Annotated in this window: 13 protein-coding genes; 6 read left to right on the top strand and 7 right to left on the bottom strand. The window is 73.2% G+C overall.

What is annotated here, in order from left to right; genetic code table 11:
- Nucleotides 1-2: 2 nt before the first annotated feature.
- From ACZ6Y1_RS03605 to ACZ6Y1_RS03615, 3 genes are all read right to left on the bottom strand, one after another.
- On the bottom strand, nucleotides 3-872 hold the full coding sequence (locus ACZ6Y1_RS03605) for a carbohydrate ABC transporter permease (RefSeq protein WP_469622129.1): 870 nt from the start codon (nucleotides 870-872) through the stop codon (nucleotides 3-5).
- Between the two features lie 314 nt (nucleotides 873-1,186).
- On the bottom strand, nucleotides 1,187-2,470 hold the full coding sequence (locus ACZ6Y1_RS03610) for an ABC transporter substrate-binding protein (RefSeq protein WP_469622132.1): 1,284 nt from the start codon (nucleotides 2,468-2,470) through the stop codon (nucleotides 1,187-1,189).
- A 185-nt stretch (nucleotides 2,471-2,655) separates the two neighbouring features.
- Nucleotides 2,656-3,846, bottom strand: a complete 1,191-nt coding sequence (locus ACZ6Y1_RS03615) for an ROK family protein (RefSeq protein ID WP_469622135.1) — start codon at nucleotides 3,844-3,846, stop codon at nucleotides 2,656-2,658.
- Between the two features lie 128 nt (nucleotides 3,847-3,974).
- Between ACZ6Y1_RS03615 and ACZ6Y1_RS03620 the strand changes: the two genes are divergently transcribed.
- Both ACZ6Y1_RS03620 and ACZ6Y1_RS03625 read left to right on the top strand, forming a co-directional pair.
- Nucleotides 3,975-6,095, top strand: coding sequence for an alpha-galactosidase (locus ACZ6Y1_RS03620; protein ID WP_469622140.1), 2,121 nt, complete (start codon nucleotides 3,975-3,977; stop codon nucleotides 6,093-6,095).
- 63 nt (nucleotides 6,096-6,158) lie between these two features.
- Nucleotides 6,159-7,076 carry an alkaline phosphatase family protein gene (locus tag ACZ6Y1_RS03625; protein WP_469622145.1) on the top strand — a complete coding sequence of 306 codons (918 nt, stop codon included), beginning with the start codon at nucleotides 6,159-6,161 and terminating at the stop codon, nucleotides 7,074-7,076.
- Here the strand turns inward: ACZ6Y1_RS03625 and ACZ6Y1_RS03630 are convergent.
- Nucleotides 7,016-8,356, bottom strand: coding sequence for a DUF2252 domain-containing protein (locus tag ACZ6Y1_RS03630; protein WP_469622148.1), 1,341 nt, complete (start codon nucleotides 8,354-8,356; stop codon nucleotides 7,016-7,018). The two genes, ACZ6Y1_RS03625 and ACZ6Y1_RS03630, sit on opposite strands and share 61 nt — an antisense overlap.
- 243 nt (nucleotides 8,357-8,599) lie before the next feature.
- Here ACZ6Y1_RS03630 and ACZ6Y1_RS03635 point away from each other — a divergent pair, with 243 nt between their 5' ends.
- Both ACZ6Y1_RS03635 and ACZ6Y1_RS03640 read left to right on the top strand, forming a co-directional pair.
- Nucleotides 8,600-9,976 (top strand): hypothetical protein, encoded by a 1,377-nt coding sequence (locus ACZ6Y1_RS03635; protein ID WP_469622151.1) that lies wholly within the window; start codon nucleotides 8,600-8,602, stop codon nucleotides 9,974-9,976.
- Between the two features lie 73 nt (nucleotides 9,977-10,049).
- Complete coding sequence (locus ACZ6Y1_RS03640) at nucleotides 10,050-10,427, top strand: hypothetical protein (protein WP_469622155.1); 378 nt, start codon at nucleotides 10,050-10,052, stop codon at nucleotides 10,425-10,427.
- Here ACZ6Y1_RS03640 and ACZ6Y1_RS03645 read toward each other — a convergent pair.
- From ACZ6Y1_RS03645 to ACZ6Y1_RS03655, 3 genes are all read right to left on the bottom strand, one after another.
- Nucleotides 10,409-11,470 (bottom strand): magnesium and cobalt transport protein CorA, encoded by a 1,062-nt coding sequence (locus ACZ6Y1_RS03645; protein ID WP_469622158.1) that lies wholly within the window; start codon nucleotides 11,468-11,470, stop codon nucleotides 10,409-10,411. The genes ACZ6Y1_RS03640 and ACZ6Y1_RS03645 overlap by 19 nt on opposite strands.
- Before the next feature lie 39 nt (nucleotides 11,471-11,509).
- Complete coding sequence (locus tag ACZ6Y1_RS03650; protein ID WP_469622161.1) at nucleotides 11,510-12,349, bottom strand: class II glutamine amidotransferase; 840 nt, start codon at nucleotides 12,347-12,349, stop codon at nucleotides 11,510-11,512.
- Nucleotides 12,350-12,536: 187 nt separating this feature from the next.
- Complete coding sequence (locus ACZ6Y1_RS03655; RefSeq protein ID WP_469622165.1) at nucleotides 12,537-12,740, bottom strand: hypothetical protein; 204 nt, start codon at nucleotides 12,738-12,740, stop codon at nucleotides 12,537-12,539.
- 183 nt (nucleotides 12,741-12,923) lie between these two features.
- Between ACZ6Y1_RS03655 and ACZ6Y1_RS03660 the strand changes: the two genes are divergently transcribed.
- Both ACZ6Y1_RS03660 and ACZ6Y1_RS03665 read left to right on the top strand, forming a co-directional pair.
- On the top strand, nucleotides 12,924-13,610 hold the full coding sequence (locus tag ACZ6Y1_RS03660) for a response regulator transcription factor (protein ID WP_469622168.1): 687 nt from the start codon (nucleotides 12,924-12,926) through the stop codon (nucleotides 13,608-13,610).
- Nucleotides 13,607-15,016 carry a HAMP domain-containing sensor histidine kinase gene (locus tag ACZ6Y1_RS03665; protein ID WP_469622173.1) on the top strand — a complete coding sequence of 470 codons (1,410 nt, stop codon included), beginning with the start codon at nucleotides 13,607-13,609 and terminating at the stop codon, nucleotides 15,014-15,016. The genes ACZ6Y1_RS03660 and ACZ6Y1_RS03665 overlap by 4 nt, the downstream gene beginning before the upstream one ends.
- Nucleotides 15,017-15,027 lie beyond the last annotated feature (11 nt).

Here is a 15,027-nt window from a genome sequence, read left to right on the forward strand (position 1 = left end):
TCTCACTCTCCGCTCCTGCCGAAACCGGTGAACCGGCCCTGGATCAGGGTCACTCCGACGATGAGGGCGGTCAGGACGAAGGCGCCCGCCGAGCCGAGACCGTAGTTCTGGCTGCCCATGGCGATGTTGTAGAGGTGGACCAGCGGAGTCTGCACCGGGGCGGTTCCGGTGCCCGACAGCCCGCTGTTGAACAGGTTGTAGAACTCGTCGAAGGCCTGGAAGGCGGCGATGAGGAGCAGCATGAGCACGGCGACGGAGGTGTTGCGCAGCATCGGCAGGGTGATCCTGGTCAGCAGGCGACGGCCGGTGGCCCCGTCGAGGGCGGCGGCCTCGTGGACCTCCCTGGGGATGGCCTGCAGTCCGGCGAGGAAGAGCACCATGTAGAAGCCGACCTGGAGCCACAGGCGCAGGGACACGAGCACGATCCAGTACAGCGGGGGCGAGCCGCTCTGCAGCCAGGCGACGGGCTCCGCTCCGAACCATCCGCCGATCGTATTGGCGACGCCTGCCGGGAGGCCGTTGAACAGGCACATCTTCCACAGCAGGGAGGCGGCGACGTACGAGACGGCCGCCGGGACGAGGAAGGTCGTGCGCAGCAGGGCGCGGCCGCGCCGGATCCGGTGGACCAGCAGGGCGAGTCCGAGGGAGGCGGCGAAGGTGACCGGCACGATGAAGGCGGTGAACAGCAGGATCTGGAGCAGCGAGTCGCGGAACGCCGGGTCGGCCAGGAGGGTGCGGTAGTTGTCGAGTCCGACCCAGTGGCCGAGGGCGATGGTGCCCCGGGCGTCGCTGAGGCTGAGCAGGAAACTCCAGCCGATCGCGACGTACTTGAAGACGCCGAGCCCGATCAGCATGGGCGCGGTCAGCAGCACGAAGGCGAGCCGGGCGGACCGGGCGGCGCGAGGCCGCCCCGCCCCGGCCCGGCCGACACCCGAACTGCCGCTCCGGAAAGCACCGTTCCCGGAGCCACCGCCCCGGGACACACCGGCCCCGGAGACGCCGGCCCCCGAAACGCCCGTCCCGGAGACGCCAATCCCCGATACGCCCGCCCCAGTGACGCCAGTCCCCGGGGCGCCGCCCCGAGGCGGGCCGGTTCCCGAGGCGCCGTGCGGGGTGGTCGTGGGCTTTCCCGCTCGCTCGGGTGCCGGCGGGGCGCCGACCGGTGGAGTCACCGCCTGCATCCGTTTCACCGGCCGAGCTGCTTGTCGATCTCGCTCTGCGCCTTCTTCGCGGCTTCGGCCAGGAGGGCCGACGGATCCCCCTGCCCGGCGGTGATCTTCGCCGCGGCGGCGTTGAACGTGCTGCTGACGGCGGTGTCCCAGGTCCCCGGGTAGTGCTTCCCGTACTTCGCCGCCAGCTCCACGGTCTCCTTGGCCGTGCCCGCGGCGAGCTTCTGGGCGGAGGCCGCCACGGACGTGCGCGGCGGGACGTGGAATCCGTAGCTCTCGGCGAAGTCCTTCTGCAGGTCGCTCTGGCCGACCCACAGCCACTGGACGAACTTCTTGGCGGCGTCCACGTTCCTGCCCTTGGCGTTGACGCAGCTGGTCCAGCCGCCGACGCGTACGACGGGAGCCGCGCCCGCCTTGAAGGCGGGCCACGGCAGCACGCCGAAGTCGTCGCCGAGCGCGGCGGAGACGGCGGGCATCGACCACAGGCCGCCCCACTGCATCGGTACGACGCCCTGGGTGAAGGCGGCGGGGTCCCACCAGTCCGTGGTGAACCCGAGGAGCAGGGAGTCTTCGTCGTGCAGGCGCTTGAGCCCGGTCAGCGCTTCGAGGGCCTGGGCGGATCCGAAGGCCACCTTCCCCTCACGGGTCACGAGGTCGCTGCCGTTGGAGAAGGCGGCGATGCTCGGGGAGTCGCCGAGGCCGTCGTTGCCGACGAACAGGCCCTTGTTCTTGTCGGTGGTCAGGGCCTTCGCGGCGGCGACGAGGTCGTCGAAGGTGGCGGGCGGGGTGATCCCGGCCTTGGACAGCGTGCTCCTGCGGTAGTAGAGCATCATGACGTCGTCGATCATCTTGACGCCGTAGAGCTTGCCGTCGACGGTCACCGAGTCCACGGCATTGGTGTTGAAGTCGCTCCTGGTGCTGCCGTACACGTCGTCGAGCGCGGCGATCTGGCCGCGGCGGGCGAGGGCCTCGCTGAAGTCGCCGATCTCGAAGACGTCGGGCGCCGAGTCGGTGAGCAGGGTCGCGTTGACCTTGGCGGCGTAGTCGCCGGGCACCCAGGTCACCTTTACGGCTATGTCCGGGTTGGCCTTGGTGAAGGCGGTGGCGTAGCGGAGCACCGCCTGCTGGGTCCCGGCCTCGCCGTAGGCGTGGTACCAGACGTTGAGGGTGGTCTTGGCGCCGGAGGCGGAACCGCCGGTGGGGTCGGTGCTGCAGGCGGTGGTCAGGACCGTTCCGGCGGCGACGAGCAGCGATCCGGTGAGGAATCCGCGTCGGCTGAGCTCGGGTCTGCGTGCGCTCATGTCGCATGTCCTTCTGTGAGGGGTGCGGGTGCTGGGGGTGCGGAGCGGACGTGCTGTGCTCCCCGGCCGCCCGCCCCGCCCCGGCCGTGCGTGCGGCGGAGGCGGGCGGGGGTCGGGGGCGGGGGGCGGGGGGCAGCGGTCGAGGGGTCGTGCGCGACGGCTGCGGGCGCGGGGTGCCGTGCCCGTCAGCCGGCGCCGAGCGTGGAGGGGGCGGCGGGCTGCGGGAAGAGGGCCTGGATGGCCACCGCGGCGCCGCCGCGGGCCCACTCCTGCCACGGCAGCGGGCGCAGCGACAGGGGGCACCGGGAGGCGGCGCCGAAGGCGTGTGCGGCGTACGCGTCCTGGATGTGGCCGCCGAAGAGGTCGTAGGTGTCGACCCCTTCGCCGCTGACGACGACCCGTTCGGGGCCGACGAGGTTGACCAGTGCGGCGATGCCGACCCCGATGGCCTCGCCGGCGCGGGTGAAGGCCTCGCGTGCCGCGGGCAGGCCTTCGCGGGCCATGCGGACGGCCTCGTCGAAGGTCAGGCGGGGGTTCCCGGTGGACCGGCGGACCGCTTCGACGATGGCGCCCGTCGAGGCGATCGCCTCGACGCAGCCGCGTGCGCCGCAGCGGCAGCGCGGACCGGCCGGGTCGACGCAGATGTGCCCGACCTCGCCCGCGACTCCGTGGGCGCCCCGGAGCAGGTGCCCGTTGACGACGAGCGCGGAGCCGATGCCCGCGCCGATGGTGACCAGCGCGAAGTAGCCGGTGCCGATGCCCTCGCCGAACCAGTGCTCGGCGACGGTCAGGGCCCTGACGTCGTTCTCGACGGTGACCGCCAGGCCCGTGGAGGCGGCGAGCAGTTCGGTGAGCGGGACGTCGCGCCAGCCGAGCAGGCCGGAGTGGCGCAGCCGGCCGCTGTCCCGGTCCACGTCCCCGTTCACGGCGACGCCGAGGTGGCGGGTGCGTTCGCGGAACGCCGGTTCGGAGTCGAGGAGTTCGTCGACCAGCTCCCCGACGAGGGTGGCGACGACGTCCGGGGCGCACACGTCGAGGTGCCGGACGGCGGTGGTCCTGATACCGGCCCGCAGATCGCATACGGCGCCGAAGACCTGGTCGGAGCTGATCTTCAGGCCGACGAAGTACTCCCGGTCGGCGGCGACGGCGAGCGGGTTCACCGGCCGTCCGGCGCCCGGTGCCGTGCGCTCCGGGGGGAGTTCGTACAGGTAGCCGTCGTCGATGAGCGGTCTGGCCGCCTTGGTGACGGCCGTCGAGGAGAGCCCGGTGCGCCGGGCCAGTTCCACTCTGCTGAGCGGTCCCTCCGCGAGGAGCAGGGCGAGGACCGCGGTCTCGGCGGGTGCACTGACCAGAGGCTGGGCTTGTTGTCGGAACACGGGTGAAACGTAGAGCAAATAAATAACTTCTTCCAGTATTGATTTACGAGTGAGGGCCGCCCTACGCTCTGGGCCCAACTCCGCCTGGATCGCTGCCTGTTCCTCTCCGCATGTCAGGGGCCCCATCCGTGCTCGCCACGCTTCCGCTCGTCACCTTCGATCCCGTCCCGGGCCTCGCGGTCCTGCGCACGCCGAACAGCGTGTATGCCCTCCGCGTCGGCGCCGACGGCAGCCCCCGGCACGTGTACTGGGGCGCACCGCTCGACACCGCGGCGGTCTGCGCGCTGCCGGAGGCGGTCTCCCCCGCCGCGAGCAGCTTCGAGGCCGATGCGGCCGCCGACGAACTCGCGCCGCAGACCGGGGCGCGGTTCGGGCCGGCCGGCCTCCAGGTCCGCTTCTCCGACGGCACCCGGGGCGCCCAGTGGCGCTTCGCCGGCCACCGCGTGGAGGGCGGTGAGCTGCGCCTCCGTCTGGAGGACCGGCGCCGCCCGCTGCGCGCCGAACTCTGCTACCGCGTCCGGCCCGGCACCGATGTCATCGAGCGCTGGACGGAACTGACCCACACCGGGACCGCGGAGGACCCGGTGACCGTGGAGCGGCTCGACTCGGCCGCCTGGACCGCTCCCCCGCTGACCGACTACCGGCTCAGTCATCTGGTCGGCGGCTGGAACAGCGAGTTCCAGCTCCAGCGCGACCGACTGCCCGTCGCCGAAACCGTGCTGACGAGCCGTCGGGGGCTCACCGGCCACCACGCCTCGCCCTGGCTCGCCGTCGACGAGGGCACCGCGACGGAGGAGTCGGGCGAGGTGTGGAGCACGGCCCTCGCCTGGAGCGGTAGCTGGCGCGTCACCGTCCACCGCGATCCGGTCGGCCGCACCACCTGGACCGGCGGCTTCGGGCACGAGGGCACCCGCTGGACCCTGCGTCCGGGCCAGAGCCTCAGCACTCCGGTGTACGCGGGCCTCTACACCCCGCACGGCTTCGGGACGGCCAGCCGTGCCTGGCACCACTACGTACGCGAGCACGTGCTGCCGGAGCCCGGCCGGGACCGGCCGGTCCTCTACAACTCGTGGGAGGCCACCGGGTTCGACGTCGGCGAGGCCGGCCAGATGCGACTGGCCCGGCTGGCCGCGGGCCTCGGCGCGGAGCTCTTCGTCCTGGACGACGGATGGTTCGGCTCCCGCCGCGACGACCGGTCCGGGCTCGGCGACTGGACCCCCCGGCCGGAGGCCTTCCCCCGGGGGCTGCGACCCCTGGCCGACGAGGTGCACCGGCTGGGGATGGCGTTCGGGCTGTGGGTGGAGCCCGAAATGGTCAACCGGGACAGCGAGCTGTTCCGCGCCCGTCCCGAGTGGGTCGTCCACTCGCCCCGGCTCGACGCGACCGAACTCCGTCATCAGCTGGTGCTGAACTTCGGGCGGCCCGAGGTCGAGGCGTGGGCCGGGGAGACGCTCGACCGGCTCGTGCGCGAGTACCACGTCGACTGGCTCAAGTGGGACGCCAACCGGGCCTTCACCGAGGCCGGCTGGGACGGCCATCCGGACCCGGACCGGCTGTGGATCGACCACACCCGGGCGGTCCACCGGATCATGGACCGGCTCCGTGCCTCCCATCCCGGTCTGCGCATCGAGGCGTGCGCGGGCGGCGGCGGGCGCGTCGACCTCGGCATGCTCGCCCGCACCGACCAGGCCTGGACCTCCGACAACACCGACCCGGTGGACCGCATCGGCATCCAGCACGGGTTCGGCCAGCTCTTCCCCGCCCAGGCGATGGCCGCCTGGGTCACCGACAGCCCCAACGGCGCCACCGGCCGGCGCACCCCGCTGCGGTTCCGCTTCCATGTCGCCATGGCCGGGGCCCTGGGGCTCGGCGGGGACCTGACGGGCTGGAGCGAGGCGGAGCTCGCCGAGGCCGCCGGGCTCGTGGACCAGTACAAGCGGATCCGCCCGCTCGTCCAGCGGGGGCACCTTTACCGGCTCGCCCCGGCGACGGGCCCCGTGACCGCCGTGCACTACGCGGCGCCGGACGACTCCGAGCACGTGGTCCTCGTATGGCGTCCCACGGCCCGCTTCGGCCATCCGGCCGCCCCGGTGCGGCTGCCCGCCCTCGATCCCGGGGCGCGGTACGCGGACGAGGACCTGGGCCGGGTGCACAGCGGCGCTGTGCTGGTCCGCCACGGCATCGATCCGCGGCTTCCCGAGGGCGACCACGCCAGCAGCCTCATCCGGCTCCGCCGGGTCGCCCCCTGAGCCGTACGCCTCCCGCGCGCCGCCCCCTCTTCCCACCCGCCCACGACACCTCTGGACCGGCCCATGGACGACACCGCACGTAACACCGCCCGCGTACTGGTGGTCGGCATCGACGGGGTTCGCCTCGACCTGCTGCCCGAAGTCGACACCCCCCAACTGGACTCGATCGCCCGGGCCGGTTTCCTGGCCCCCGTCGAGGTGGACGCGGGCACCCCCACGATGTCGGGTCCGTGCTGGGCCACGATCGTCACCGGGGTCGGCGTCGCCAAGCACGGGGTGTGGGGCAACCGCCTCGACGGCAACCGGCTCGACCTGTTCCCCGACTTCACGACCCGCCTCGCCGCCGACTGCGGGCGGCGCACCTTCGCCGTCGGGGGCTGGGAGCCGCTGTTCCTCGCCCGGCAGGGCGGGCCGCTCTTCACCGCGCCCACGCGGCTCGGGTACGTCGCGCCCCGCGCGGACACCCCGGAGGCGTGGGAGGAGGCGGACGAGCGGGTGACCGCCGACGCGGAACACCTCCTCGGTCTGGACGAGGAGCTGCACGCCGGCTTCGTCTATCTGGGCGCGGTCGACGAGACCGCCCACTTCCGGGGCTGCGGCCCCGCCTACCGCCGATCGATCGAGGCGGCGGACCGGCGTCTCGGCCGGCTGCTGGCCGCCGTACGCGGTCGGCCCGGCCACGCGGGCGAGCGGTGGACGGTCATCGTGGTGACGGACCACGGCCACCGCGACGAAGGGGGTCACGGGGGACGCAGCCCGCTGGAGCGCACGGCCTGGATCGCCGCGTGCGGCCCCGGCCTGTCCCCCGCCACGGTCCCGCCGGCCCTCCGCCACGCCGATGTCGCCGCCCACGTGTACACCGCCCTCGGCATCACGCCCGACCCGCACTGGACCCTGGACGGCACGGCTTTCGCATCGGCTCAGACGCCGGCGACGGCCGTGACGGAGCCGTCGGCGACCGCGGCGGTCAGCAGGGCGTGATCCGCGCCGGTCCGGTCGGCGTAGCGCAGCGCGAAGCCGGCGACGGCCCGGTCGAAGGTGTCGGCGTTGCCCAGGTATCCCGCGATGGCGATGCGATCGCCGGAGCGTGCGTGGGCGCGCGCCAGCGCCCGCCCGCACAGCCCGGCGTACTGGCCGAGTACGGCCCGGGACATGGTCGCGACGTCGGCCGATCCCTTCATGTCGCGCAGCTGGCGGCCGTAGAAGTGGCGTCCTTCGGGGCCGGTCGTCCAGCCGAGGAAGATGTCCCCCGTGGCCTGCAGGAGCCGCTGGCCGGCGACGACGCGGTGACCGTGGTGGTCGTGGCCGCCGGGCGGGAGGTGGTCCTGCAGGACCGACGGCCCGGCCTCCTTGATCTGCAGGAAGAGCGGGTCGTCGTCGTCGCGGCCGGTGAGCAGCACGATGTGGCAGCGGGTCCCCACGCTTCCGACGCCGACGACCTTGCGCGCCACGTCGACCAGCCGGTAGCGGTCCAGGAGCAGTCGGCGCTCCTCGGGGAGCGTTCCGCGGTACTCGGCGAAGATCTCGCCGACGGTCCGTGCGTCGGCCGGGCCGATCGGTTCCAGCAGGGGCGGGTCGTGGATGATGCGCCGGCCGCCGTCGCGGACCTCGGTCAGCTTCTCCAGGGCGCGCAGGCTGGTGCGGGTACGGGCGCGCGCGAGGCCGGCCTCGAAGCGGCCGCGCAGCTTGGGCTTGCGGATGAGGGGCAGCAGATCGGCGGTGTCGATCCGGTGGTACCAGACGTCCAGCTCGCCCTGTCCGGCGAGTTCCCTGATGGTCTCCCGGTAGGTGCGGGCCGCCGAGAGGGCCGATTCCCGTGCCCAGTCGTCGCCGTGGCCGTTCTGGCGTGCGGCCACCGCGACGCTCGCGGCGAGCCGTTTCACGTCCCATTCGAAGGGGCCGGGCAGGGTCTCGTCGAAGTCGTTGAGGTCGAAGAGCAGGGCCCGCTCGGGGGAGGCGAACACCCCGAAGTTGAGCAGGTGGGCGTCCCCGCACAGCTGGACGGTCAGCCCCGTGTCCGGCTGGGCGGCCAGGTCCGCCGCCATGACCGCGGCCGCGCCGCGCAGGAACGCGAAGGGGGAGGCCGCCATCCGGCCGTAGCGGATCGGGAGCAGTTCCGGGACCCGGCCGGCCGCCTGCCTGCGCAGCACCTCGACGGGGTCGGGGCGGTCGGGCGACGCGGTCCACTGGCCGTGCGACGCACGGCTGACGCTCTTGCGGACGGCGCGGCCGCGTCGGGACCGCTCGGCCGGACTGGTCATGCTCCGCTCCTTGTCTCCGGTCCCCTCATCCTGGGCGCACCGTGCCCGGCGCGCACGTCACGCCCGCGCGGGCACCCAGGCCCCCGGCACCGCGCCACGTGGATGAATCTTCAACAAGTGTGCACCGCAGGTGAGTTGGCCGGATCCCGCGGTGACCGCCGTTGGGTGCACATGGCATGATCATTCGGACGTTACCTGCGAGTAACGCTTCTTCCTCCCCCACGATCCGAAGGTCACCCCGACGTGCGCACGCTCGCCCGACGCCTCCTGCTCCCCTGTCTGACGACACTGGCGCTCACCGCCACCGCCTGCTCCTCCCCCACCCACACCGGTTCCGCCGACCAGCCGAAGAACCCCGCCGCCTCCGCGTCCGCGGCCGCCGGCTCCGGACAGCTCGACGTCGCCGCCGCGCCCGAGGGGTCCGCCGCGCCGACGGCCGTGGCCCGCGCCCGTGCGGGCCAGGGCCGGCCCGAGAAGTCCGCCCTCAAGGTCGCCTCCTACGACAGGGCGAGCGGGCGCGCCGTCATAGCGCCCACCCCCCAGGAGCACACCGCCTCGCCGAGCCCCGTGGCGGTGGACGACGTCATCGCCAGCGCACCGGCCCCCGGCGCCCCCGACGGCCTGCTCGCGAAGGTCACCGAGGTCGTCGGGAAGAACGACCGCGGCATCGAGGTGAAGACCGCCCCCACCACGCTGGCCGCCGTCCTCAAGGAGGACAAGGCCGACGGCAAGGTCCCGGTCGACCCGGCCTCGGTGACCGTCGAGCCGCTGATGAAGGGCGTCACCTTCTCCTGGGCCAAGGGCCAGGGCGCACGGTTCGGGCCCAAGGGTGCGGAACTGCCCCTCGGCAGCCTGCGCCTCGACGTGAACGCGGCCGTGGACACCGCCGAGGGCGCGCCCGCCTCGGCCGGCGCCTCCGTGTCGGGCTTCGTACAGCTCGCCCCCAAGGTGGAGTTCGCGTACGACGGCACGCCGGGCGGCGCCGCGGGCCCGCACTCCGCCTTCCTCGGGATGAGCGGTGACTGGGCCTCCCGGTGGGAGCTGAAGGGCCGCGCCGCGGCGAGCACGGGGGCGCCCAAGCGGATCCCCTTCGCCACGCTCCGCAGCGCTCCCGTGATCCAGGTCGGCCCCGTACCCGTCGTCGTCAACCTGAGCCTGACCTGCTACGTCCAGGTGGAGGCCGACGGCCGGGTGACCCTCGACGTGGAACAGGACGTCAAGGGCGACTTCCGGGTCGGCGGCGGCTACGCGGCGGGCAAGGGCTGGACCCCGGTCAGCACCTCGGCCGTGAAGAGCTCGCCGGTCAAGGCGTCCGTCACCGCCGCCGGGCGGGTCAAGGGCGCCCTCGGCGCGGAAGCATCCGTCGGTCTGTACGGAGCCGTCGGCGTCAGCGCCGACTTCGCCCCCTACCTGCGCGGCGAGGCCGACGCGAAGGCGGCCGCCTCCACCGACGGCAAGGCCTCGGTGTCCGGCGCGTGGGCCCTGTACGGAGGCTTCGACCTGAGCGGGCAGCTCCACCTCCAGCTCTCCCTCTTCGGTACGCCGGTCCTCGAACGCCGCATCCCGCTCGGCGCCCTGAACCGGGAGTGGCCCCTCGCCGGCGGCGGCACCACCCGGTAACCGGCCGGGACCCGGCAGGACTTCGTGTGCGACGTGGCCCCGTGTGCCCGGATCCGGGGCTACGCTCCACAGGATGGAACGCGCAGAGGTACTCAAGCGAGTGATCGGCATCCTCACCGAGGCCCAGGAGATCCGCCGGGCCGCCGAGACCGGAGAGGACGCCGACGGCCACGACGCCGACCTCGCGGCGGCCCCCGGAGTGGCCACGACGCTCCTGAACGAGATGCTGCCCTCGATCAGCGTCCCGGCCGACGCGTCCCCGCAGCAGGTGGCGACGCTGGTGGCCGCGGCCCTCGGCCCGGCGCTGCACACCATGGTCTCCGGATTCAGCCTGGCGTTCACCAGCCTCGCCATCGCGCACGACAACGGGCGGACGGACGTCTCGGCGATCGAGGTGCTCCAGGAACTCGCCCTCGAGATCGAGGCGGGGACCTACGACGAAGGACCGTAGGTTCCCGCCCGGCTCCGGGGCGGACCCGTGGGCTCGGGCATCAGCTGCCCGGGATGGCGGCGTCGCCGGCGCAACCAGAGGTACAGCAGCAGACAGGGCAGCAGCAGTCCGGCGAGCGTGAAGACGAGGAACGCCGTGAAGCTGCTGATGTGGCCGACCAGCCAGGCGAAGTTCTGCCCGAAGAACCCGACCACGAAGGACAGCGGCAGGAAGACCGACGCGAGGACGGTGAGCCGCTCCATCGTGGCGCTCTGCCGGAGGTTGATCTTGTTCTGCTCGACGGAGATCACCGCGATGTTCGCCTCCAGCACGGTGGTCAGGAGGTCGCGCTGCGCCGCGACCTCCTCGTTGACCAGCAGCAGGTGGTCGTGGACGTCACGGAAGTAGGGGAGCAGCGCGGACGGTGACCTGCCCGGCTGCAGGCGCCGCGCGAGCACGGCGAGCAGGGGGTGCACGGCCCGGTAGAAGTCGGTGGCCTCGCGGCGCAGGGAGTAGATCCGCTCGGTCGGGGCGACCGCTCCGGAGAACACCGTGGCCTCGATCTGCTCGATGTCGCGTTCGAGCTCCCCGACGACCGGTGCGTAGCTGTCCACGACCTGGTCGAGGATGGCCCACAGCGTCGAGGCACTGCCGGTCTTCAGCAGTTCGGGGCGGCTTTCGAGCCGGCTGCGGGCACCGTGCAGCTCACTCGCGATGCCCTGGCGCACGGTGATCACGAAGTGTTCGGCGAGGAAGACGCTGATCTCGCCGGTGTCGATCTCCTCGCGTTCGTCGTCGTAGCGTGCCGTGCGCAGGATGATCAGCTCGGTGCCGTCCTCGTACTGCTCGGCCTTGGGCCGCAGGTGGTAGGCCGTGGCGTCCTCGACCGCGAGTTCGTGCAGCCCGAAGACCTCCCGTACGCGGGCCAGCTCCTCGGGGCCCGGTTCGAAGACGCCCAGCCAGACGAATCCGCCCGTCCCGCAGCGCGCGGCCGCCTCCTCCAGCGGCATCGCGCCCTCGTGCTGGCGACGCCCGTCCCGGTAGTGTGCGCAGTCGACGATCACGGTCTTCCTCCCTCATGATCGCGGTGCGGTCCCGGCGGTTCAGGCAACCTCGGGGACGAAGGGGAAGTAGTCGTCCCCGGAGTCCGACGGGATGACCGCGTAACTGGCTTCGGGGAGCTCGTTCCAGACACCGGGCAGGTCTCCCAGCGGCTCGGAGACGACGATGCGGGAGGAGTCCGACACGTTGTTCAGGTAGTCCAGTTCCGGGTACAGACGCCGTACGGTCTCGGCCTTGCTGCTGTAGAACAAGGACCGCGTCTTGCCCTGGCTCGAGTACCGGAAGGCCCATACGCGGGTGCCGTCGCTGACCGCCACCGTCATCTGCAGGGGGTCGGCGACGCCGTGCTGGGCGCCGAGCCGCTCCACGAGGCCCGCCATCCTGGCGACCGCGCCCGGAACGTCCTGGTCCAGCCCGAAGGTGACCGCGAGGTAGAACATCACCTCCGAGTCGGTGGAGCCCTCGATGGACGGGAACAGCGCCGGGTCGACCGCCATGTACAGGTCACGCTGCAGCCGCTCGAACTCCGAGATGGCGCCGTTGTGCATCCACAGCCACCGGCCGTGGCGGAACGGATGGCAGTTGGTCTGCTGGATGGCCGAGCCCGTCGAGGCGCGCACGTGGGCGAAGAAGAGGGGCGAGCGCACGTGCGCCGCGAGTTCCTGCAGGTTGCGGTTGTTCCAGGCGGGTCCCACGTCCCGGAAGATCGCCGGTGTCCTGTCTCCGTCCGCGGTGTACCAGCCGATTCCGAAGCCGTCGCCGTTCGTGGATTCCACGCCCATCCGGGCGCGCAGGCTCTGGTTGATCAACGAGTGCTCCGGGCGGTACAGCAGGGTGTCGAGGAGCACCGGCGAGCCGTAGAAGGCCAGCCAGCGACACATGCGCATCACCTCTTTCGTGGCCGGATTCGAGCCTAACCCCGCATGCGCTCACCCCGCCGCAGGCACGGCCCCGGCCGCGCGGTCCAGGTGATCACCCCGCATCCCGTGTACGTACGGTGGGCAGCCCGCACCCGGCCCCGGGCGCAGGGGCCCGGGGCCGGGGTGGTGGTGCGCGGTCCCGCCCGGTTCAGCCGTGCTTCGGGCCCACCCAGCGCGTCCCCTGCCCGTCCTCCTCCTCGGCCTGCTGCGGGCGGTCGAGGCGGCTGGCCTCGTCCGTGTCGGCGGCCGCCGTGCGCCGGTCGTCCCGGCGGTCGACGTGCGGCTTGCGGTGCCGGGCCTGCTCATCCTCGTCGTGCAGCGGTACCCCTCCTGCTCCGCCCTGCTCGTCCATCGTGGACCTCCTCCCGTTCCGGACCCCCGCGAGGCGGCTGCCCGGCTCCGGTCCCGCGAAACCCGGCGGGGACGGGGTCACGCCGCGGTCCTGGCCCGGATCGCACGCAGCACGGTGCCCACGGACACGGGCCGGTCCGGTGCGGCTAGCATCGACGGGTTCCGTCAGGCGTGAGAGGCAGTGATGACGCAGTCCAAGGGCCTCGTGCTGATCGTCGAGGACGAGCGCCACATCTCCGATGTCCAGCGGCTGTACCTGGCGCGCGAGGGTTTCGGTGTCCACGTCGAGGCGGACGGGGCCGACGGGCTGGCGGCCGCGCGCCGGATGCGGCCGGTGGCGATCGTGCTGGACATCGGCCTGCCGGGCATGGACGGCATCGCCTTCTGCCGTGCGCTGCGCGACGCGGGCGACTGGACGCCGGTGCTGCTGGTGACCGCGCGCGGGGAGGAGGCCGACCGGATCCTCGGCCTCGAACTGGGCGCGGACGACTACCTGACGAAGCCGTTCTCGCCGCGCGAGCTGGTCGCCCGGGTGAAGACCGTACTGCGCCGGGCGGCGGGCCCTCCGGGCCGGGCGCCGGAGCCGGTCGGGCGGCTCGGCCTGGACCCGGTCAGCCGCACCGTGCGGCGCGACGGCGAGCCGGTCGAGCTCACCGCCACGGAGTTCAACCTGCTCGAACACCTGCTGACGCACGTGGGGCAGGTCTTCACCCGTGAGCAGCTGCTCAGTCAGGTGTGGGGGTACGCCGGCTACCGCGACACCCGGATGGTCGACGTGTTCGTCTCGCAGCTGCGCGCCAAGCTCGGCGACGCGAGCCCGATCCGTACGGTCCGGGGCGTCGGGTACAGCGCGACGGCTCCCGGCGCGTGAACGCCTCCCTCCCCGACGAGCGGCACCGGGGCTCCCTCGCACGGAACATCGTGGTGCTGACCACGGTGGTGGCGGCGCTCGCGGTGGCGCTGACCGGGCTGATCGCCTGGCAGACGGCGGCGCACGGTGCGGAGCAGCGCGAACGGGACCGCCTGACGCGTCAGGCGGCCGTGCTGAGCCGGCTGCCGGCCCTGTCCGAGGCGCTGTTCCACGGCGCGCAGGTGCTCGGCGGGCCGAACGAGGTGCAGCTCGCGGTGATCGCCCCGGACGGCACGGTGAGCGGCAGCGCCGGCCCGGCCGTCGACCGGGTGTCGAAATCGGCGCTGCTGGCCGGGAAGCCGGTCTCCACGACGGGCATCCTGGCCGGCCGCGAGGTCCTGCTGGTGGGGCAGCCGGGGGTGCGCGGGGGCGCGGTGGTGCTGACCGAGCCGTACACGGTCGTCACCGACAACACGAGCCGGATCCGCCGCAACGTGGTGGTCCCGCTGATCGCCGGCATGGTCGGCGCGGCGCTGGCCGGAGCGCTCCTGGCCCGCCGTATCGCCCGCCCGCTGGTGACGGCCGCGCAGATCGCGCACCGGCTGGCCGACGGCGAACGGGGCGTCCCGGCCCCGGTGGACGGCCCCCGGGAGGCGGCGGACATCGGGCGCGCCCTGAACGTGCTGGACGGGGCGCTGGCGCGCAGCGAGAACCGGCAGCGGGAGTTCCTGCTGTCCGTCTCCCACGAGCTGCGCACTCCGCTGACCGCGGTGCGGGGCTACGCCGAGGCACTCGCCGACGGGCTGATCGAACCGGACCGGGTGCCCGAGGTCGGCGGGATCCTGGCCGACGAGACCCGCCGTCTGGACCGGTTCCTGGGCGATCTGCTGGACCTGGCCCGGCTGGAGGCGGACGAGTTCCGCCTCGACGTGGCCCCGGCCGATCTCGGCATGGTCCTCGCCGAGGCCGCCGCCTTCTGGGAGGGCCCCTGCGCACGCCACGGTGTCGGGCTGCGCCTGGAGCGGCCCGAGGGGGCCGTCGTCGTCGACACGGACGCCTTCCGGGTGCGCCAGGTGGTCGACGGCCTCGTACAGAACGCCCTGCGGGTCGCACCGGAGGGAGCGCCCCTGGTCCTCGCCGTACGGGCGGCGGCCGGCGGCGGGGCCGAGGTGCAGGTCCGCGACGGCGGGCCCGGTCTGACCGAGGACGACGTACGCGTCGCCTTCGATCCCGGGGCCCTGCACGAGCGCTACCGGGGCAGCCGCCCCGTCGGCAGTGGTCTGGGGCTGGCCATCGCCCGCCGGCTGACCGGCCGCCTCGGCGGCACCCTCGGCGTCGAGGGGCACGGCCCGGAGGGCGGGGCCTGCTTCACCGTCGCCCTCCCGCCCGCGCCAGGGAGCGGTGAGGGGACCCCGCCGGGACCGTGAGCCCGTACATT

It is taken from the genome of Streptomyces sp. NPDC053432 (genome assembly GCF_055585365.1).